At 64.8% G+C, this 18832-nt stretch carries 16 protein-coding genes; 9 read left to right on the top strand and 7 right to left on the bottom strand.

Annotated elements, in window-relative coordinates; translation table 11 throughout:
• The first annotated feature begins 57 nt into the window (after positions 1-57).
• Positions 58-1254, top strand: coding sequence for a glycogen synthase (gene glgA / locus J2808_RS13500; RefSeq protein WP_309817358.1), 1197 nt, complete (start codon positions 58-60; stop codon positions 1252-1254).
• Between the two features lie 179 nt (positions 1255-1433).
• Here the strand turns inward: glgA and J2808_RS13495 are convergent, their stop codons facing one another.
• Positions 1434-3581 carry an acyl-CoA dehydrogenase family protein gene (locus J2808_RS13495; RefSeq protein WP_309817355.1) on the bottom strand — a complete coding sequence of 716 codons (2148 nt, stop codon included), beginning with the start codon at positions 3579-3581 and terminating at the stop codon, positions 1434-1436.
• 1 nt (position 3582) lies between these two features.
• Entirely contained in the window at positions 3583-4353 is a 771-nt protein-coding gene (locus J2808_RS13490; RefSeq protein WP_309817352.1) for a TetR/AcrR family transcriptional regulator, read from the bottom strand.
• Between J2808_RS13490 and J2808_RS13485 the strand changes: the two genes are divergently transcribed.
• The 3 genes from J2808_RS13485 to J2808_RS13475 are packed head-to-tail and all read left to right on the top strand — an operon-like array spanning position 4352 to position 7980.
• A complete protein-coding gene (locus J2808_RS13485; RefSeq protein WP_309817349.1) occupies positions 4352-5719 on the top strand; it encodes an acetyl-CoA C-acetyltransferase in 1368 nt (455 codons plus the stop codon). The two genes, J2808_RS13490 and J2808_RS13485, sit on opposite strands and share 2 nt — an antisense overlap.
• A 9-nt stretch (positions 5720-5728) precedes the next feature.
• On the top strand, positions 5729-7069 hold the full coding sequence (locus J2808_RS13480; protein ID WP_309817346.1) for a 3-oxoacyl-ACP reductase: 1341 nt from the start codon (positions 5729-5731) through the stop codon (positions 7067-7069).
• Positions 7066-7980, top strand: a complete 915-nt coding sequence (locus tag J2808_RS13475; protein ID WP_309817343.1) for a MaoC family dehydratase — start codon at positions 7066-7068, stop codon at positions 7978-7980. The genes J2808_RS13480 and J2808_RS13475 overlap by 4 nt, the downstream gene beginning before the upstream one ends.
• Here J2808_RS13475 and J2808_RS13470 read toward each other — a convergent pair.
• The 4 genes from J2808_RS13470 to J2808_RS13455 all read right to left on the bottom strand — a co-directional run bounded on the left by J2808_RS13470 (position 7977) and on the right by J2808_RS13455 (position 12143).
• Positions 7977-9029: an FUSC family protein gene (locus tag J2808_RS13470; RefSeq protein WP_309817652.1), complete on the bottom strand. Its 1053-nt coding sequence runs from the start codon at positions 9027-9029 to the stop codon at positions 7977-7979. The two genes, J2808_RS13475 and J2808_RS13470, sit on opposite strands and share 4 nt — an antisense overlap.
• A gap of 93 nt (positions 9030-9122) precedes the next feature.
• The gene (locus tag J2808_RS13465) at positions 9123-10232 is read right to left on the bottom strand and encodes a serine hydrolase domain-containing protein (RefSeq protein WP_309817340.1); all 1110 of its coding nucleotides are present in this window, start codon (positions 10230-10232) and stop codon (positions 9123-9125) included.
• Between the two features lie 17 nt (positions 10233-10249).
• Complete coding sequence (locus J2808_RS13460; protein ID WP_309817649.1) at positions 10250-11344, bottom strand: glutathione S-transferase family protein; 1095 nt, start codon at positions 11342-11344, stop codon at positions 10250-10252.
• A gap of 55 nt (positions 11345-11399) precedes the next feature.
• The gene (locus tag J2808_RS13455; protein WP_309817338.1) at positions 11400-12143 is read right to left on the bottom strand and encodes a M50 family metallopeptidase; all 744 of its coding nucleotides are present in this window, start codon (positions 12141-12143) and stop codon (positions 11400-11402) included.
• 112 nt (positions 12144-12255) lie between these two features.
• On the opposite strand from J2808_RS13455, the gene J2808_RS13450 reads away from it, so the two are divergent.
• Positions 12256-12720 carry a GatB/YqeY domain-containing protein gene (locus J2808_RS13450; RefSeq protein ID WP_309817335.1) on the top strand — a complete coding sequence of 155 codons (465 nt, stop codon included), beginning with the start codon at positions 12256-12258 and terminating at the stop codon, positions 12718-12720.
• Positions 12721-12835: 115 nt separating this feature from the next.
• On the opposite strand, the gene J2808_RS13445 is transcribed toward J2808_RS13450, so the two are convergent.
• Positions 12836-13138: a DUF4193 domain-containing protein gene (locus J2808_RS13445; RefSeq protein ID WP_056339942.1), complete on the bottom strand. Its 303-nt coding sequence runs from the start codon at positions 13136-13138 to the stop codon at positions 12836-12838.
• 714 nt (positions 13139-13852) lie between these two features.
• Here J2808_RS13445 and J2808_RS13440 point away from each other — a divergent pair.
• The 4 genes from J2808_RS13440 to J2808_RS13425 are packed head-to-tail and all read left to right on the top strand — an operon-like array spanning position 13853 to position 18820.
• The gene (locus J2808_RS13440) at positions 13853-15454 is read left to right on the top strand and encodes a sugar ABC transporter ATP-binding protein (protein ID WP_309817328.1); all 1602 of its coding nucleotides are present in this window, start codon (positions 13853-13855) and stop codon (positions 15452-15454) included.
• Positions 15451-16488: an ABC transporter permease gene (locus J2808_RS13435; protein ID WP_309817325.1), complete on the top strand. Its 1038-nt coding sequence runs from the start codon at positions 15451-15453 to the stop codon at positions 16486-16488. The genes J2808_RS13440 and J2808_RS13435 overlap by 4 nt, the downstream gene beginning before the upstream one ends.
• On the top strand, positions 16485-17597 hold the full coding sequence (locus J2808_RS13430) for an ABC transporter permease (RefSeq protein WP_309817322.1): 1113 nt from the start codon (positions 16485-16487) through the stop codon (positions 17595-17597). The genes J2808_RS13435 and J2808_RS13430 overlap by 4 nt, the downstream gene beginning before the upstream one ends.
• Positions 17597-18820 carry a substrate-binding domain-containing protein gene (locus tag J2808_RS13425; RefSeq protein ID WP_309817319.1) on the top strand — a complete coding sequence of 408 codons (1224 nt, stop codon included), beginning with the start codon at positions 17597-17599 and terminating at the stop codon, positions 18818-18820. Before J2808_RS13430 ends, J2808_RS13425 begins: the two co-directional genes overlap by 1 nt.
• Positions 18821-18832: the final 12 nt, after the last annotated feature.

The following is an 18832-nucleotide window of genomic DNA, read 5'->3' as shown; positions in this document are numbered from 1 at the left end:
CATGCCCGGACTACTTCACACTAGAACAGATACTGCGGAAGGACTACCTTGGGTAACGTGCGAATAGACATTGTGACTAAAGAATTCCCGCCGGAGATTTACGGTGGCGCCGGAGTCCACGTAGCCGAGTTGAGCAGGGTGCTTAGTAAGCACGTTGACCTGCAGGTTCGTGCCTTCGGGGCGCCCCGCGACGCTGACTACCACGGTGCCGGGGTGACTTCCTATGCCGTGCCCGAGGATCTGGGGTCAGCAAACGCGGCCGTCCAGACGCTCGGCGTCGATCTGCGGATCGTGCCGGACATCGAGGGAGCCGATCTGGTCCACTCGCATACCTGGTACGCGAACATGGCGGGGCACCTGGCGTCACTGCTGCACGGCATCCCGCACGTCCTCAGCGCGCACAGCCTGGAGCCGCTGCGGCCGTGGAAGGCCGAGCAGCTTGGCGGCGGCTACGCGCTGTCCTCCTGGGTGGAGAAGACCGCCTATGAAGCAGCGGCTGCCATCATCGCCGTCTCGGAGGGTATGCGCCAGGACATCCTGCGCAGCTACCCGGACGTTGACCCTGCCAAGGTCAAGGTGGTCCACAACGGCATCGACGTTGAGCTCTGGCAGCGCGATGAAGGCGAAGACGCAGTGCGGGCGCTCGGCATCGACCCGCAGAAGCCAAGCGTGGTCTTCGTCGGCCGGAACACACGGCAGAAGGGCGTTCCGTACCTGCTGCGGGCTGCCGCCAAGCTGCCTGCCGACGTCCAGCTGGTCCTGTGCCTGGGCGCCGCGGACACTCCTGAACTCGCCGCCGAAACAGCCCGCCTCATTGAGGAGCTGCAGCAGCAGCGGACCGGCGTGATCCTCATCGAGCGGATGCTGCCGCGCCACGAACTCATCCAGGTCCTCAGCCACGCAACCGCGTTCGCGTGCCCGTCGATCTACGAGCCGCTCGGCATCGTGAACCTCGAAGCCATGGCCTGCGGTGCAGCCGTTGTGGCCAGCGCTACCGGTGGTATCCCGGAAGTGGTCCAGCATGGTGAGACTGGCCTGTTGGTTGACCTGGAGCAGGTCACCGATGGTACCGGGACGCCGCTTGACCCGGAGAAGTTCGTGACCGAGTTTGCCGCCGCCCTGACTGAAGTGGTGTCCGATCCTGAGCGGGCGCGTGCCATGGGGCAGGCGGGCCGCCGCCGCGCGGAGGAGCACTTCTCCTGGGAGTCCATCACGGAGACAACCCTTGAGGTCTACCGCTCGGTGCTCTCCTGACACCGGACCGGTACTAGCAAACGCTAAACACTACGACGACGCCGCTCCCCACCAAAGGGGAGCGGCGCCGTCGTACATGCGCAATCCCGGATCCAACGCGGGGTCACTTATCGCCCATCCCTGGGCCTCGGAGGGGCTTGAAGTGACTCCGCGTTGCCGTCTAAGGCGGGTCCGGGCGGTCAGCGCTGCGCAGGGCGCAAGGCAGCTGCCGAGCGTGCCAGCAGCACCTTCTCGTCGACGGGAGCGTCGCCGCTGGCCCGCTGCGCCCTGACGTAGGCGCGGGCTTCATCCTGCCGCGTTTTTTCGGCGCCGGTGGCGATAGCGGCCCGCACATGCTCATCGCCGTAGCCGAAGGCGTCAACCAGGTCCAGGGCGTGGGGCCGGATCTTGACCAGGAGCCGGTTGATGTAGTCACCCACGGTACGCGCCCGCTGCATGGAGAGCCGGCCGTTCATGAGGTACCAGGACAGGTTGTTTTCAATCAGCGACAGGCCAAAGAGGTCACGAAGCCAGGTCAGCACCACTTTTGTGCCGGGGTCGCGGACCTCAGCCAGCGCTTCCGTGAAGGCCTCCCACTGCAGGAGTTCTGCGTGCGCCTGGGCTGCGTCGATCAGCTCGTTCTGGTGCTGATTGAAGAGGGCCGCGCCTTTTTCGAGCGGAAGCCTGCTGGCGCCCTTCAGGGCTGCGCCGACATCCGCCACCATGGTCTGGACCCGGTCCGTGAGGAGCTGCCGCTGCCCCTCCTCGTCGCGGAGGGCAATGGCTGCCTTTTGGACCGAGCCGGTATCGGCCACAAACTGCGCCACCTGCCGCAGCCCCGTCCGGTGGATCGCCACGCCTGTTGCCTGGGCTACTACGTAACGGGCCAGTACCCCGAAATCAACGTTCCTGAACTCCTTGGCGTAGTCGGCCAGGAGCCGCTTCGCCACCAGCTGGAGCAGGACGGTGTTGTCGCCCTCAAACGTGACGTAGACATCCATGTCCGCGCGCAGGGAGGCGAAGCGGTTCTCGATCAGGAAGCCCGCACCGCCGCAGGCCTCGCGGCATTCCTGCAGGGTGTCCAGGGCATGCCAGGTGCTGAGGGGCTTCAGTGCGGCCGCGAGGGTCTCGAGGTCCTGGCGGTCCTCGTCGGTGTCGTGGGCGCCGGAGAAGACGTCGTCGAACTTCTGGAGCAGTTTCTCGTGGGCGAAGCCCGCGGCGTAGGTGGTGGCCAGGCGTGTGAAGAGGCGGCGCTGGTGCCGCTGGTAGTCCAGGAGGACTTCTTCGTCCGTGTGGGACGACGCGTTGAACTGGCGGCGTTCGGTGGCGTAGCGGATGGCGGCGGTCAGGGCAATTTTTGACGCTGCTACGGCCGCTCCATCGAGTGACACGCGGCCTTGGACGAGGGTTCCCAGCATGGTGAAAAAGCGGCGGCCGGGGCTGGGGATGGACGATGCATAAGTGCCGTCGGCCGCCACATCGCCGTAGCGGTTAAGGAGGTTCGTCCGGGGAATGCGGACGTGATCGAAGTGCAGCCGGCCATTGTCTATACCGTTGAGGCCGCCCTTGACGCCGTCGTCCTCGCCGCCGATGCCGGGCAGGAATTCCTTGGTTTGGGGATCCCGGAGGTCAACGTAGAACGCGTGTACGCCGTGGTTGACGCCCTTGGTCACGAGCTGGGCGAAAACCACGGCGCCCAAGCCGTCGATTGCTGCGTTGCCGATGTAGTCCTTCCACGCTGCCCGGAACGGTGTGTGGATCACAAATTCCTGGGTTTCGACGTCGAACATCGCGGTGGTGGCGATGCTGGCAACGTCCGAGCCATGGCCGGTCTCCGTCATGGCGAAGCAGCCGGGGATCTCCAGGTTCATGATGCCCGGCAGCCACTTGGCATGGTGTTCGGCTGTGCCAAGGTGCATCACGGCCGAGCCAAAAAGCCCCCACTGGACGCCGGCCTTGATCTGCAGGGACGGGTCTGCCGTGACCAGCTCCTCGAAGCCTGCCACGTTTCCGCCGTGGTCATCGGCGCCACCCAGGGCCGCCGGGAAGGCACGGTGCACGGCGCCGTGGTCCACAAGGTACTTCAGCTGCCCGAACGCCCGGGTGCGGTGCTCGGTATGCGTCAGGCCTTCGGTCTTATGCAGTTCCGGGTGGCCCGCCAGGGCGCGCGCGTGCCTGCGCGCGTCTGCCCACTTGCCGAGGAGCTGCTCACCGAGGGCCGCGACGTCGACGGCGGGCCGCGGGTTGGCCGCGCCTGTTGCAGCTGGGTTCGCTGCGGCTGACTTGGTGATGCCCGTGTTCGTTGGGGCTATGCCGATACCGCCCGGGCGGTCAACTACTTCAGTCATGTCAATGTCCTTCGTTGGTTCTGACAGTTGATTCTGAGAGCTCAGGCGCGATTCCCACGCAGAGCCAGGAAGTGATCTGTTGTGCCATGGCTTCCTGGTCCGGCTTCGACGCCGAATCCGGGGTGCTGAGCCACTGTTCGCCGGCGTTCCTTACCAGTCCGATGGCTGCGGTGGGCCAGTAACCGATCACTGCTTCCCGCCCGTCGCCCAGGTGGGCCCGCATGGGAGCAGCGATCATCTCGGCGATGGAATCAAAAAAGTGTCCCAGCGCCCCGGAGATCGCGGCCGGCCCGTGCGTGCTGTCCGCGTCCACCGGCGCATAGCGGGTGACGAAGCTGTAGACGTTGGGGCTTGTTTCCGCCATCTGGAGGTAGGCCGAGATCATCGCCAGCAGGCCTTCCCTGGGGGTCTGGGCGCCCTGGACTGCTTCGCGGATCTTGCGCTGCATCTGACTGAGGACAACTTCCCCGACGGCCTGCTGCAGGCCGGCTTTATCACCGAAGTAGCGGTAGAAAACTGACTTCGAGGTGCCCGCCGCTGCTGCGATCTCCTCCATGGAGGCATCGCTGCCCAGGGCGTGGACCGCCCGCCGTGCGGACTTGATGAGCTCCCGGCGGCGCTCCTCCCGGTGGGTCTGCCAACGAGCCGAGCGGCCGTCGGCATTTCCGCCCGCTGCCGGCACCGGGAGTTCTGGGGGATGGTTGTTCACGATACCCAGCGTATCAGGTACGCTGGGTATCGGTAACCGTCGCAGATCAGAGGAGACACCCATGTCCGTCAACGGACAGTCCGCAACCGGACCCCATGAATTCACCAGCCCCGCGGCATCCGGCACATCGCGTCCGGTGCGCCGGGCCGTGATCGTCGGCGGTAACAGGATCCCCTTTGCCCGTTCCGGCGGGGCGTACACCAAGTCCTCCAACCAGGACATGCTGACTGCTGCGCTTGACGGTCTGATTGCCAGGTTCGGCCTCCAGGATGAGCGGATCGGAGAGGTGGCCGCCGGCGCGGTGCTGAAGCACTCCCGGGATTTCAACCTCACCCGCGAGGCGGTCCTCGGGTCAGCACTATCGGCCGAGACTCCCGCCTACGACCTCCAGCAGGCGTGCGCCACCGGCCTGGAGACGGTTCTTGGCCTGGCCAACAAGATCAAGCTGGGCCAGATCGATTCGGCCATTGCCGGCGGTGTGGACTCGGCGTCGGATGCCCCCATTGCTGTCAGTGAAGGCCTGCGCGAGATACTCCTGGACCTTAACCGCGCAAAGTCCCTTCCGCAGCGGCTGCAGGTACTCAGCCGGCTGCGGCCCAAGGACCTTGCCCCCGACGCACCAAGTACCGGTGAACCACGTACCGGCCTGTCCATGGGGGAGCACCAGGCCCTCACCACGGCCCAATGGAACATTTCGCGTGAGGCGCAGGACGAACTGGCTTTCAACAGCCACCGCAACCTGGCCGCAGCTTACGATGCCGGTTTCTTCGATGACCTCCTGACCCCATACCGGGGGCTCGCCAAGGACTCGAACCTGAGGCCGGACACCACCCTGGAAAAGCTGGCAACACTTAAGCCCGTCTTCGGCAAGAATCTCGGCGCCGAGGCCACCATGACCGCGGGCAACTCCACGCCCCTGACCGACGGGGCGTCCACCGTCCTGCTGGCATCAGCGGAATGGGCCGAAGCACATGACCTGCCCATGCTCGCAACCGTGGTGGATGGCGAGGCCGCCGCTGTGGACTTCGTCCACGGCAAGGACGGCCTGCTGATGGCGCCCGCCTTCGCAGTGCCGCGGCTGTTGGCCCGCAACGGACTGACGCTGGACGACTTCGACTTCTTTGAGATCCACGAGGCGTTCGCCGGGACTGTCCTGAGCACCTTGGCCGCGTGGGAAGACGAGGAATTCGGCCGCACCCGGCTGGGGCTGGACGAGGCCTTCGGCAGCATCGACCGCACCAAGCTGAACGTTAACGGCTCATCCCTGGCCGCGGGCCATCCGTTTGCAGCCACCGGCGGGCGAATCGTCGTGTCCCTCGCCAAGATGCTGCAGGCCAAGGGCACCGTCGACGGACGGCCTGCACGCGGACTCATTTCCATCTGCGCCGCAGGCGGCCAGGGCGTCGTAGCAATTCTCGAAGCAGCGTAGGAGCACCGGATGACAGACTCATACACCCGCCTGGTCAGCCAGGGCCTGGGCAAGGATCTTGCCAAACGGCTGGGCCTTCCCCAGCCTGCGGTATTACGCCGCTACACTCCGGGCCAGGCTTTGGTGACCGGGCCCGTCCTGGTGCAGGGAAGCACGGCTGGCGCCGACGAACTGGCCGCCACACTGCTTTCCTGGAACCTGGACGTGCGCCGGCACGCCGTTCCCCGCGAAAAGCTCGGTGCCATCATCCTGGTCCTCGACGGCCTCACCACGCCGGAAGACTTAGAAAAGCCTGTGCTCTCCGCTGCGTCCTCCCTGCGGGATCTAGGCCCGAGCGCCCGGTTCATCAGCATCTCCCGCCCGGCCGCAGAAGCCGGAAGTCCAGCCGTGGCCGCGGCACGGCAAGGAGTGGACGGCTTCGTGCGGTCCTTGGCCAAGGAGCTTCGGGCCGGCGCGACGGCAAACGGCATCCTCCTGTCCAGCACCGTCGGGACCACCAGTCCGAGTGCCCTGGCGGCACTGCGTTTCTTCCTGTCCGGCCGGTCGGCATTCGTTGACGGCCAGTTCCTGACGGTCAGCACGGCGGAGGGCACGATGCCCGCCGACGTTCAAAAGCCGCTGGCCGGCAAGGTGGCCGTGGTTACCGGTGCTGCCAGAGGCATCGGCGCGGCCATTACCCGGACCCTCCACCGGGACGGGGCCACCCTGATACTGGTTGACGTCCCGGCTGCGGGGGACCACCTGGCCGCAGTCGCCAATGAGGTCCACGGCACGGCCCTGCAGCTGGACATTAGCCGGACGGACGCAGGCCAGCGGATCCTTGGGCATGCGGTGCAGCGGCACGGACACCTGGACATCCTGGTTCACAACGCCGGCATCACCAGGGACAAGCTCCTGGCCAACATGGACCACGCGCGCTGGAACTCTGTGCTCAACATCAACATAGCCGCACAGCTCAGGATTAACGACGCCCTGCTGGCCTCGGAACATTTCCGCAATGCACCCCGAATCGTCTCGGTAGCGTCCACCAGCGGAATTGCCGGCAACCGCGGCCAGACGAATTATGCCGCGTCCAAGGGCGGAGTCATGGGGATGGTCCGGGCCACGGCACCCCTGCTGGCCGCCCGGGGAGGCACTATCAACGCCGTGGCGCCCGGCTTCATTGAAACCGAAATGACGGCTCGGATCCCCTTCGCCGTCCGGGAAGTGGGCCGGCGGCTTAACGCCCTGCAGCAGGGCGGCCTGCCGTCCGACGTTGCCGAAGCCATCGCGTTCCTCGCCAGCGATGCCGCGGGCGGCATCAACGGGGACATCCTGCGCGTCTGCGGACAGAACCTGGTGGGAGCGTGAGTGCCAGGCAACCGGTCATCCTGGGTGAGATGCCCTCGCTCTCCAAGCTGTACATCAATGCGGCCGCCCAGGCAGCGCGCCGCCGCGTGATGGGGGCCCACGCTGGCTCCACCCTGCCAACCACCGGGCACGAGGTGCGCGGCATCAGGGCCGACGTCGGCAATCTCACTGCCTACCAACACCTCATCGGGCTGACGGCCAGGGACACCCTCCCTGCTGGCTACCTTCACGCACTCTCATTTCCCCTTGCCATCAGCGTGATGAACCGCGACGATTTTCCGTTGCCGCTGCTGGGCATGATCCACCTGAGCAACTACGTTGAGCAGCGCTCTCCGGTACTCTTCACGGAGCTCCTCGACATTGAAGCCCGGGTGGAGAACCTCCGCGGTCACCGGGCGGGAACCCAGTTGGACGTCGTCGCCGAGATCCGTGGCGCAGGGACGCCGGATGTCCGCTGGACGGGCCGGTCCACCTACCTGGCAAAAGGGGTGTTCCTGCCGGGCATCGACAAAGCTTCCCCCAACACCAACGGCCAGTCCGACTTCACACCGCCGGACCCAAGGGCCGTCTGGCACCTGGGGGTGGACACGGGACGCGCATACGCCGCCGTGTCGGGTGACTTCAACCCGATCCACCTGAGCGTCCTTTCGGCCAGGGCGCTGGGGATGCGCCGCTCCATCGCCCACGGGATGTACCTGGCGTCCAGGGCGCTTGCGGACGTCGGGCCGGTGAAGGGCGAGTCATTCGCTTGGACCGTGACGTTTGAGACACCGGTGTTCCTGCCGGGCCGGGTGGCATTGGAAATCACCACTGATGAGCAGCCGGGCGGAGGCTGGCATCGGTCCGACTACGTGGCGTGGAACCCCCGCTCCGGCCGCAAACACTTCAGCGGCTCGGTATCACCACTCTAGGACGCCGGGCGCACGGCCCTGAGAATACGGTGGAGGCTCAGAAGGATGGACTCGGACGCTGCCACAACGGCATCGTCCTCGTTCCGCTGGGACGCTACGGCCACACAGGCCTCCACCGCGGACTTCGCCGCAGCGAACAGGCGCCGCTGCTCTGGCTCGTTATCACCATGGAACGAGGCCAGCAGCTCGCCCGTGGCGTTCAGTGCAACGGCCAGCGGCCCACTGTCCTGAAGTGGCACCATGTAAGGAACGTCATCCGCCCAGATGACATCCGAAAGGACCTCGGTCATGTCCTGGATGTGGAAGGTGACCCGCTCGAGGTCGCGCAGGTTCCGGTAGTCAAGATCCACATCCCGCGGATGCAACCGCCTCCGCGGGTTGGCACGCCGGCTTGCATCCGCTTCCTGGACAAGCTGACGGACCGTCCGGGCCGCCTCTGACAGCTCATCCGAGCGGCGGGACCAGTCCTCGTGCTCCGGCGGCCACTTTTCCGTCAGCGCCGCTCCCATGTCAGTCAGCTGCTTGCCCAGTGCCAGCCGGAGGTCATCCAGGCTGTTGGCCGCCGCGCTGAAGTGCAGGGGCGGGAAGATCAGGAAGTTGACTGCAATCCCGACCGCGACGCCGGCTCCCATCTGGATCAGGTAACCAAAGGAAAAGTCGTCCGGATTGCTTCCGCCCACCAGCAGGACCAGCAGCGCCGCCGTCGGGATCCAATCACTGCCTGAGCCGATCCTGGGGAGTCCGCCGAGCAGGATCCCCAACCCCATAAAGACCGCGACAGCCAACGGTGAGGGATCAGTGATGCTGACGAGCGCAAACGCGAGCCCGATGCCGAGGGCGAGGCCTATCAGTGCCTGGAGTCCCTGCCGGACGGATCCGGCCACGTTGTGGTACATGGAAACCAGTGCACCCAGCGGAGCGTAGTACGGATATTCTGCCGCGGGCCCTGGCATGAGGGGCGCTATGGCAAAGGCCAGCCCGGCCGCGAGGGCCGCCTTGGCCGCCAGCAGCAGGCGCTGGAGCGTGAAGGCGGCGGCGACACCGGACACGGCGTTCTTTAGCAGGCGGGAGCCTTTGGCACGCGGGCGCCCCGGCTGTGTGTGAGTGTCACCCATCCCGCCCACGTTAGGTGCCGCAGTGCTCTAGGACAAGGCGGCTGCCGCCCGCCGGACCTCGGCTGCCAGCCGGTGTGCCCTGCCGGACGTCCGGCCGTCCTCCGCCCGCTGCGGGATGTAGCCAAAACTGAGGCCGTAGGCGGGGTCTGCGAAACCGAGGGCAGCGTTGGCCCCCTCGTGGCCAAACGCACAGTGGCTGCCGAAATTCCGCGACGGGTGGGGCTTCATAAACACCACGGCAAAGGCATTGTCCAGGCCGGAGCTTCGGTCCAGGCCCCACACCTGTTCCTGGGACATCACTCGGACGGTCTCACGAGTAAGGAATGGCGCGCCGCCGTCGACGCCGGTTGTCGCCGCAGCATAGAGCCGGGCCAGTCCCTCTGCGGTTCCCACGCCACCGGCGGCGCTCATGCCTGCGGCCCGCACGGTCTGCTGGTTGGGAAGTTCCATGATGGACCCTACGGCAGCATTCCCATTGAGTCCTTCGAGGCTCAACGGATCCAGCCACGCTTGGCCGGGATCGACGTCGTAGAGCACGTCCCGGTACCGGGAATCCAGCTCCGCCGGCAGGCCCAGGAAGAAGTCAACGCCGTAAGCCGTGCGGATGCGGTGTTCAAAAAGGCTCTGCAGTCTGGCTCCCGCGACCCGCCGGCAGAGTTCCTCCATGATGATTCCGATGGTGAGCGCGTGGTACCCGAAGCAGCTGCCGGGGCGCCACAACGGCCTCGCCCGGGCCAACCTCGCCGCCGCCCCCGGTGTGGTGAATTCGTCGAAAGCGAAACCGCCCTCAAGACCCACCAGTCCCGCCTGGTGGGACAGTGCCTCACGGACCAGGAGCCGGTCCTTGCCATGAACACCGAATTCGGGCCAGTAGTGTGCCACCGTCCTATCAAGGTCGAGCAGCCCCTCCTGGACGAGTAGGGAAATGACCAGGGCAGCGGCTCCCTTGGTGACCGAATATGCGCCGGTGATGGAATCAGCTGTGGTGTGTGGGCCGCCATGCAGGTCCACCACTTTCACGCCGTGCCGGTATGCCGACACCTGGGCGCTGTACTCCGGATCGGCGGCCAGGAAGGCATCGCACAGATCCAGGACTGACTCGAAACCTGGCGCTGCCAAGCCGTGAAAATTCTGCATGGACGTAGCCTAACTGGTCAGAAAGCGCTTTCCGACGCGGTGTCGGCGCCGTGTCCGGGAGAGACCCCTTCGCCGGCGCGCACAGGGCCTGGGGGAGTGCCGTCACCGAATGGCCTGCCGCCCAGCGATTCCCGCCCATGGGGCTCCAGCCAGCCAGCCAGATCCGGTCCCTGCGGCACAATCCTGGTTGGGTTGATGTCCTCATGAACGATGTAATAGTGCTGCTTGATCTGCACAAAGTCGATCGTGTCACCGAAGCCCGGGGTCTGGAACAGGTCACGCGCGTAGCCCCAGAGGGCCGGCAATTCGCTGAGCTTCTGCCGGTTGCACTTGAAATGACCATGGTAGACGGCGTCGAACCGGGCCAACGTGGTGAACAGGCGGACATCAGCCTCGGTGATGGTATCGCCAACGAGGTAGCGCTGAACGGCGAGGCGTTCCTCAAGCCAGTCCAACGCGGTCCACAGCCGCGTGTAGGCGGAGTTGTAGGCCTCCTGTGAGCCTGCAAACCCGCAGCGGTAGACGCCGTTGTTAACCTCGGTGAACACGCGCTTGTTGACGGCATCTATCTCCTGCCGGAGGTGTACGGGATAAAGGTCCGGGGCTCCGGGCCGGTGGAACTGCGTCCATTCAGTGGCAAAGTCCAACGTGATCTGGGGAAAGTTGTTGGTGACAACTTCGCCGCTGGGTACGTCCACGATGGCCGGCACCGTGATGCCGCGGGGGTAACCCGGAAAGCGCCTCAAGTAGGCGCTCTGGATGCGCTCGATGCCCAGGACGGGATCCACACCTCCCGGATCCAGGTCAAAGGTCCAGGACCTTACGTCGTGGGTGGGCCCTGGCTGGCCGAGGGAAATGGCTTCCTCCAGCCCCAGGAGCCGGCGCACAATCACCGTCCGGTTCGCCCACGGGCACGCCCGCGCCGCGATCAGCCGGTAGCGGCCGGCCTCCACCGGCCACCCCGGCTCACCGCTATCGCCTGGGCGTCCATCACGGGTAATCCGGTCCTCGATGTAGTTTGTGTCCCGGTTGAACTCTGCGCCGCCAGTAACGTAAGCACCCCTGGTGGTGTGGGCGTCGGTACGCGCAAAGGTGCCATCCGTGCTGTTCATGGATGCGGTGGTGGCAGGCGGACTGCCCGCTGAATCCTGGCTCATGCGGACAAGCCTAGGCTCCCGCAGCCAGAATTGAAGAGATGGGCTGCCACGCCACCACCCAGCAGCCGGCCACAACAGCAAGAAAAAGCGCGATCCAGACGCCGGACGGGACGGACGTTGCGCGGTACAGGATATAGGCGTCGGAACTGGCCAGCCGGTCCCGGCGCCGCAGGTGGACGTTGGTGAGTTTGCCAAGGTCCCTGACAGCTGCAACCAGGAGGGCCACGCCCAGACTGATGGCCACGTGGCCGGTGAAGCCGCTCGGAACAGTAAGGACCAGCAGCAGGCCGCCTGAGATCGCGGCACCCGTGATGAGGACGCCGGCGAGATTCCTCATGAAAAGGAGCGAAGCTACGAGGATGAGCGTTCCGGTAGCCAGGGCCGCTGGACCCCAGCCGCCGAAACCGGAGGTGACCAGGGCGGCCCCCGTCAGGGCTGGAACCGGATAGCCCCAGAATCCCGACCACACGGCGGCGAGCCGTCCCCGGCTGTAACTGGTGGTGGTGCCGGAATGGTCCAGCCGCAGCTTGATTCCGCCCAGGCGTTGTCCGCTGATGACGGCGGCGAAGGCGTGGCCCAGTTCGTGGGTTGCGGTGGCGAGGAGTCCGAAGTACTTCCACGTGGCCCGGGGGATTGAGAGGGCAGTTGCCACGGCGAAGACCACAGCCAGTTCTATCAGCGTGACGTTGGGAACGGCAGCCCTGCTGAAGACGTCCATGACCCGCTGCCACAGTTGCTCGGAAACCAAATTCATTCCGCTCCCGAAAGGGAGTAGTTATTGTCAGCCATAGGCCTCTACGGTACTAGAGGGATGGTTCACCATTGTCCGGATGCCTTCCGGCGCTGAACGAAACGAGGAACACACTGTGAGCAGTTTGAAGGAACGTCTGCACGCTGACGTGGTGGCGCACATGAAGGAGCGGAATAAGACCGCGCTGACTACGGTGCGCAACGTGCTGGGTGAGATCGAAACCCGGGAAAAGTCGGGCAAAACGCCCGTTGAGCTCGATGATGCCCAGGTGACTTCGCTGCTGCAGAAAGAGGCAGCCAAGCGACGGGACACGGCAAAGATCTACACCGACGCCGGTGAAGCTGAGCGGGCGGCGGCCGAAATCGCGGAGGCAGAGGTCATTGAGGCTTATCTGCCCCGTGCGCTCACGTCCGCGGAAGTCGAGGCGATCGTTGACGAGACTATTGCCGGGCTCCGGTCCGAAGGCGTGGAACCCGGCCTGCGTCAACTGGGTGCCGTCATGAAGCCTGTCACGGCGAAAGTTGCCGGACGCTTCGACGGCAAGGCGGTCAGCGAGATCGTGCGCAGCCGTCTGAGCTAAATCCGAACCTCAACACCGCGGAACAGGAAAGGCACGCCTACTGAATGTGGGCGTGCCTTGATTTCCTGCCGACGGAGATAGCAGCCGGCCCGGGTAATTCTTTGGTGCTCTGGAGTCAGCCTTCGCAGTCCGTGCAGTAGCTGTGGCCGTCTTTCTGGCGTGCAATCTGCGAGCGGTGCCGGACCAGGAAGCAGGAGTAGCAGGTGAATTCGTCCTCGGCCTGGGGGATAACCTGCACAACCAGTTCCTCGGCAACGAATTCGCCGCCGGGGACGCCGGCGCCATCCAGTCCGTCGGCCTCATCAAGCTCGAGCACGACGCTGCGGGCGTCCGGTGCATTGGCGGACTGCAGTGCCTCGAGCGAGTTGTCCTGCGACTCCTTGACATCGGAGCGAAGTTCATCGTAATCGGTTGCCACTTAGGTGTATCTCTTTTCTTTGGTTCGTCTGTCGCGTATGCAACGTACAGCATCCGGCCCATATTCCCCAATAGGCTGGCGGAAAAATTTTGTCCGTGGCGCCGCAGGCGGATATACAGAGACCCCGACGGCCAGGATTCCAGGAGTTTGCCCGTTGTGTGCGGAGGGGGACTCAAAAACCCCCACCTCGGCGAGTTGCCTGGGCCACGAATGCTTGGAATCCAGGCTTTTAGTACCGGGCGTGCCACTGGTGAACCATAAGAGTACGCCAATTCACCCGCGGCCGCCCACGCCAGTGGGCGGTTGGAACGTTGCTAAGAGGGTCAGGTTGGACACATTTTCACGGCGGCCTTGAACGAACAAACACACGTGCCAGCCCAATCAACGTATAGAGCCCCTGAACGCGGGAGTGGCCCTGGCCGCGCAGTTGATCTGGCCATGTCCAGTGCTGCCAGGCCGGTCAGGCTGCCGGACCACGGACTTGAGCTCCTCAAGGGTGAGTTCACGGCGTTCCCCCAACGCCATCAGTGCAGCACACCCGTGCCCGGGGCGATCTTGGGTGCCGAGTGCATCCAATCCTCATGCCGCAACCTTGGCCTCCGGAAACGTCGCCGCCACAGCCACAAAGCCCAGCCAAATAGTCTGGTAGTAAGCAATCATTTATCCCTTGACGGAACAGAACCCGCCCTGTAACAGTTAGTCGTGGGCGGATCGATGGAGAACCACGAGCGGACTGGCGCGGCGTCAATCCCCGGCGGGCTCCCTCACAGTTCCGCGGCCCCGCCGCCACTCCTGGAAGTCCGTGGACTGACCAAAAGTTTCTTCGGCATTCCCGTGCTGGAAGACGCCCACCTTACCCTTCACCGGGGCCAGGTACACGGGCTTGTGGGTGAAAACGGCGCCGGGAAGTCCACCCTGATGAAAGTGCTTGCGGGGGTCTACCAGCCGGACGCGGGAACGGTGCTTCTGGACGGCCAGGAAGTCACTTTCAGCCACCCTACGAAGGCCCACGAAGCCGGGCTGTCGTCGGTATTCCAGGAGTTTAATCTCCTTCCCGACCGGACGGTGGCCGAGAACATCTACCTGGGCCGGGAGCCCCGCCGCGGAATCCTCGTAAACAAGGCACTGATGAACGTGAGGACGGGGGAGCTGCTGCAGTCGCTCGGGATCACCGCCATCCGGCCCACCACGCAGGTGCGGAGCCTGACCGTAGCTGAGCAGCAGGTAGTGGAGATTGCGAAGGCGGTCAGCTACGACGCCCGGATCGTCTCCATGGACGAGCCCACCGCCGCGCTGGCCGGCGCCGAAGTTGAGCTCCTCTACCAGATCGTGTCCCGCCTGCGGGAACGTGGAACGGCCATCCTCTATGTCTCCCACCGGCTTCGGGAGCTCTTCGATCTGTGCGACGTCATCACCGTCCTAAAGGACGGCCGCGTGGTCAGCACCGGCCCCGCCTCAGAACTCGACGATGCACGGTTGGTCCGGCTGATGGTGGGCCGGCCTATTTCAGCCTTCTTCCCGGACAAGCTGCCCCGGACTGACAGCGACGCTGAAGGCAGAGGCGTTGAAGGCGCTGACGTCACCGCAAAACCGATCCTCGAACTGCAGGATGCCGGAAACGGCCAACTGGACGGAATCAGCTTCAGCGTTCGGCCGGGTGAGATTGTGGGGCTGGCCGGCCTCCAGGGCGCCGGCCGGACTGAATTGCTTCACGCCATTTTCGGCGCCGCCCCCTTCAGCCGCGGCAGCATGAAAGTGGAGGGCCGGGAGCTTTTGCCCAGGTCGCCAAGGGAGGGGGTCCGGGCACGCATGGCCCTCATCACGGAAGACCGCAAGGCTGAGGGCCTGAGCCTGAACCAGTCCATCCTCAATAACGCGCTGACCGTCATCAGGTCAGTTTTCCCGCGCCGCACAAGAGCGGTCAAAACCGAGGTCCCCGGCGTGTTTTCCACCCTGGAGGTCGTGGCCCGGGACTTGGACCAGGAGGTGCAGTACCTCTCCGGCGGAAACCAGCAGAAAGTGGTCCTTGCCAAGTGGCTGGCCATCCGCCCCCGCCTGGTCTTGCTGGATGAACCCACGCGCGGAATAGATGTGGGAGCCAAAGTGGCGGTGTACCGGTTGATGCGCAAGCTGGCAGCCGAAGGCAAGGCCATCCTGATGGTCTCCAGCGAACTGCCGGAAGTCATCGGCATGTCCGACCGGATCCTTGTTATGCGCGACGGGCGTCTCGCCGGCGAGCTTCCTGCCGGAACGTCCGAGGAAGCCGTCCTGCAGCTGGGGACGGGCGCCAGGACTGCATCTGGAGGAGGGACATGAAACAGCGTGGCAGCTTCATCGATCGCCTGTCCTCCACACAGATCGTCTACCTGGTGGCGTTGCTGACGCTGATCGTTGGTACCGTGCTCGTCAGCACGATCGGGCGGAATTTCTTCAGCCAGGGCAATATCTCCAGCATCCTGACCGGAACCAGTGTCCTGGGTTTCATCGCAATAGGACAGACGCTGGTCATCCTGGCCGGCAGCCTGGATCTCTCGGTTCCCTATGTCGCCAGCCTGGCGAGCCTTATCGCCGCCGGTGTCATGGCCAACAACCCGGGGAACGTCCTGCCCGGCGTCCTGCTCACGTTGGGTGCCGCGGCGGTCATCGGCCTGGCGAACGGGCTGATCGTGGCCCGCCTCAATGTGCACGGGTTCATTGCCACGCTGGGCATGGGCCTGATCATCAGCGGCTACCTCGCCACCAATTTCAAAGGCAGCTTCGGCCAGACCCCGCTTTCGTTCCGCCTGATCGGGGCGACGGGCCTGGGGCCTGTTCCCATCTCGACCATCATCATGCTGGCCTGCGCGGGCCTGGCCATGCTGCTGCTCCACCGCACCCGCATGGGCCACCACCTCTACGCCGTCGGCGGTGACATTTCCGTGGCCCGGACCTCGGGAATCCGGGTCGATTTGCCGGTCATCACGGCTCATGTGATCTGTTCGCTGCTGGCAGGAATGGCGGGGCTGCTCCTCGCCAGCCGGCTGGGCGTGGGCAGCCCGACGGTGGGTTCCCAGGGCGGCTACGATCTGCTCTCCATCGCAGCAGTCGTCCTCGGCGGCACGCTGCTGGCCGGCGGCAAAGGGACTATCACCGGCACCCTCGGCGGCGTCCTCATCTTCGCCATGCTGGACAACATCATGTCGGTCATGCAGATCAATCCCTTCCTCAAGGACGTGGTCAGGGGCCTGGTGATTGTCCTCGCCGTCGCCGTGTATGCCCGCCGCAGGATCGTCAACAGACCGGAGCGCTTCAGCTCGAAGGGCTCCGCGGAAGCGCCTGCCGCACAGGCTGCACCGACGGAGGGGCCATGAGCACGGCACTGCCCTCCGGGCGCAGCTCAGTCCTCCGGCAGAACCGCGCCAGCCGTTCCCAGCGGCTCCTGCGAGCTGTGCGCACCCCCGGCGGCGCCGTTTTCATCCTGTTGATCAGCCTCTTGGCGGCCATCATCGTGCTGAACCCCTCCTTCGGGGAGCCGGGCTCCTTCGTCCGGTTTATCGGCAGGACGGCCCCGATCGCCATCGCCGCCGTCGGCCAATACTTCGTCATTATCAGCGGCGAATTCGACTTGTCGATGGGATCAGTGGTGACCATGCAGGTCATCGTTGCCGGCAACCTCATCCGGCAGGACGATTCCAGGGTGATTCCGGTCCTGATCCTGATGTTTGTGCTGGGTGCCTTCATCGGACTCGTGAACGGACTGATCTCAACGCTGCTGAAGGTTCCCAGCTTCATTGTGACGCTGGGCATGATGCTGGCCTTGCTCGGTCTGGTCCTCTACTGGACCGGCGGCGCGGCCCAGGGAAACCCGGCGGACAGCTTCCGCCAGATAGGGCGCGGCGGGATCCAGGATGTCCCCGTCCTGGACATCATTCCCTACCCTGTCATCATCCTGACAGCGGTGGCCATCCTGGCGTACGTCCTGATGCGCCGCCCGTTCGGCCGCATGCTCATCGCGGTCGGTGACAATCCAAGGGCTGCTGAGCTGGCCGGCTCCCGCGTCTGGTGGGTGCGGACGAGGGCGTTCATCATCTCGTCACTATCGGCCACCGTGGCCGGCGTCCTGCTCGTGGGCTACGCGGGAGTACATCCGTCGGTGGGGCGGGGCTACGAGTTCACGGCGATCACCGCCGTCGTCCTCGGTGGGGTAGTGCTGGGAGGCGGACGCGGCTGGGTTCTGTCTGCGGCGGCCGGAGCGTTCGCCCTCGAGGCGCTGTTCACCCTCCTGAACTTCATGGGCGTCCAGGCGACCTGGCGGGACACGGTCCAAGGGGTAATCATCATCATCGCTGTGGCAGCAGCGTCCAAGTCATGGCAGCGCAAGCGCAAGGGAGCCACTTCCGCTGCCCACGACGAACGGCACCGGCTAAGCGCAGCAGCCATGCCCCACGAGGGCACCGAACAAGGAGGAGATCGAGTCTGATGCGCCAACACTCTATTCGCGCGATCGCACTTGGGGCAGCATTGCCGCTGGTGGTGCTGACTGCCTGTACCACCACGGATCCGTCGGTTACCGAAACGACGGCACCTGGTACCGGCTCACCGGCAGAAACCAGTCCGGCGAGCCAGGAATGGTTTGACCAGGCTCTCTACGATGGGCAGTTTAAGCAACGCTCGGCGGCCTTCGAAGGGAACGCGGAGCAGCCCTACCTGCAGTACATTGCCGGCGATATGACGGACACCGCAAAGTTCGTCTCATCCGGGGCGCACAAGGTCTGCTTCGCCAATGCCTCCATCTCGAACCCGTGGCGCCAGACCGGCTGGATCACCATGAACCAGCAACTCAAGGTCCTGCAGGACTCGGGGGTCATTTCCGAGATGGAAACCCGGGATGCCAAGGACAACGACAACACGCAGATCGCGGACATTGACTACTTCATCGACGAGGGAAACTGTGATGCGTTCGTCATCTCACCCAACTCCACAGCGGCGCTGACGCAGGCCGTGGAACGCGCCTGCCAGACCGGCAAACCTGTGGTGGTGTTTGACCGCGGCGTCGAAACCGACTGCGCAACCACGTTCATCCACCCGATCGGCGGCTTTGCCTGGGGTATAGATACCGCCACGTTCCTGACCGACAGGCTGAAGTCCGGCGACAAGGTGGTGGCCCTGCGCATCCTTCCCGGTGTGGACGTACTGGAACACCGCTGGGCGGCGGCAAAGAAGATCTTTGAAGAGAAGGGAATCCAGGCCAAGGACTACTTCACCGGAGCGGACCCCACCGAGATCAAGAAAATCATCTCCGATGAACTGGCCACCGGCGACGTCCGGGGTGTCTGGATGGACGCCGGAGACGGTGCGGTGGCTGCCCTCGAGGCTTTCGAGGATGCAGGCAAGGACCTGCCGGTGATGACCGGCGAGGATGAGATGAGTTTCCTGACCAAGTGGAAGGAAACCGGAATCGATGCCATGGCTCCCGTCTACTCCAACTTCCAGTGGCGGACCCCGCTGCTGGCCCTGGAAAAGATCTTCAAGGGTGAGCAGGTCCCGGCCGAATGGGTTCTCCCGCAGAAGCCCATCCTCGCGGACGAACTGGACACGTGGCTGCAGCGCAACCAGGGGATGCCCGGCGGGCACTACGCCAAGTTCGGCGGCGAAAACCTCCCCGGCTACCCGGAAGTCTGGCAGAAGCGGCAAATGCCCTGACACTGCACTTCG

The organism is Pseudarthrobacter sulfonivorans, from assembly GCF_031454915.1.
Classification (GTDB): Bacteria; Actinomycetota; Actinomycetes; order Actinomycetales; family Micrococcaceae; genus Arthrobacter; species Arthrobacter sulfonivorans_C.
The sequence above is the reverse complement of the archived record's forward strand: the minus strand, read 5'-3'. Positions and strand labels throughout refer to the sequence as shown.

Excerpts from the sequence above, each read along its gene's own strand:
- J2808_RS13495 (WP_309817355.1), bottom strand. The coding sequence starts at position 3,581 with ATGACTGAAGTAGTTGACCGCCCGGGCGGTATCGGCATAGCCCCAACG.
- J2808_RS13485 (WP_309817349.1), top strand. The coding sequence starts at position 4,352 with ATGTCCGTCAACGGACAGTCCGCAACCGGACCCCATGAATTCACCAGC.
- J2808_RS13490 (WP_309817352.1), bottom strand. The coding sequence starts at position 4,353 with ATGGGTGTCTCCTCTGATCTGCGACGGTTACCGATACCCAGCGTACCT.
- J2808_RS13480 (WP_309817346.1), top strand. The coding sequence starts at position 5,729 with ATGACAGACTCATACACCCGCCTGGTCAGCCAGGGCCTGGGCAAGGAT.
- J2808_RS13465 (WP_309817340.1), bottom strand. The coding sequence starts at position 10,232 with ATGCAGAATTTTCACGGCTTGGCAGCGCCAGGTTTCGAGTCAGTCCTG.
- J2808_RS13460 (WP_309817649.1), bottom strand. The coding sequence starts at position 11,344 with ATGAACAGCACGGATGGCACCTTTGCGCGTACCGACGCCCACACCACC.
- J2808_RS13455 (WP_309817338.1), bottom strand. The coding sequence starts at position 12,143 with ATGAATTTGGTTTCCGAGCAACTGTGGCAGCGGGTCATGGACGTCTTC.
- J2808_RS13440 (WP_309817328.1), top strand. The coding sequence starts at position 13,853 with ATGGAGAACCACGAGCGGACTGGCGCGGCGTCAATCCCCGGCGGGCTC.
- J2808_RS13435 (WP_309817325.1), top strand. The coding sequence starts at position 15,451 with ATGAAACAGCGTGGCAGCTTCATCGATCGCCTGTCCTCCACACAGATC.
- J2808_RS13430 (WP_309817322.1), top strand. The coding sequence starts at position 16,485 with ATGAGCACGGCACTGCCCTCCGGGCGCAGCTCAGTCCTCCGGCAGAAC.
- J2808_RS13425 (WP_309817319.1), top strand. The coding sequence starts at position 17,597 with ATGCGCCAACACTCTATTCGCGCGATCGCACTTGGGGCAGCATTGCCG.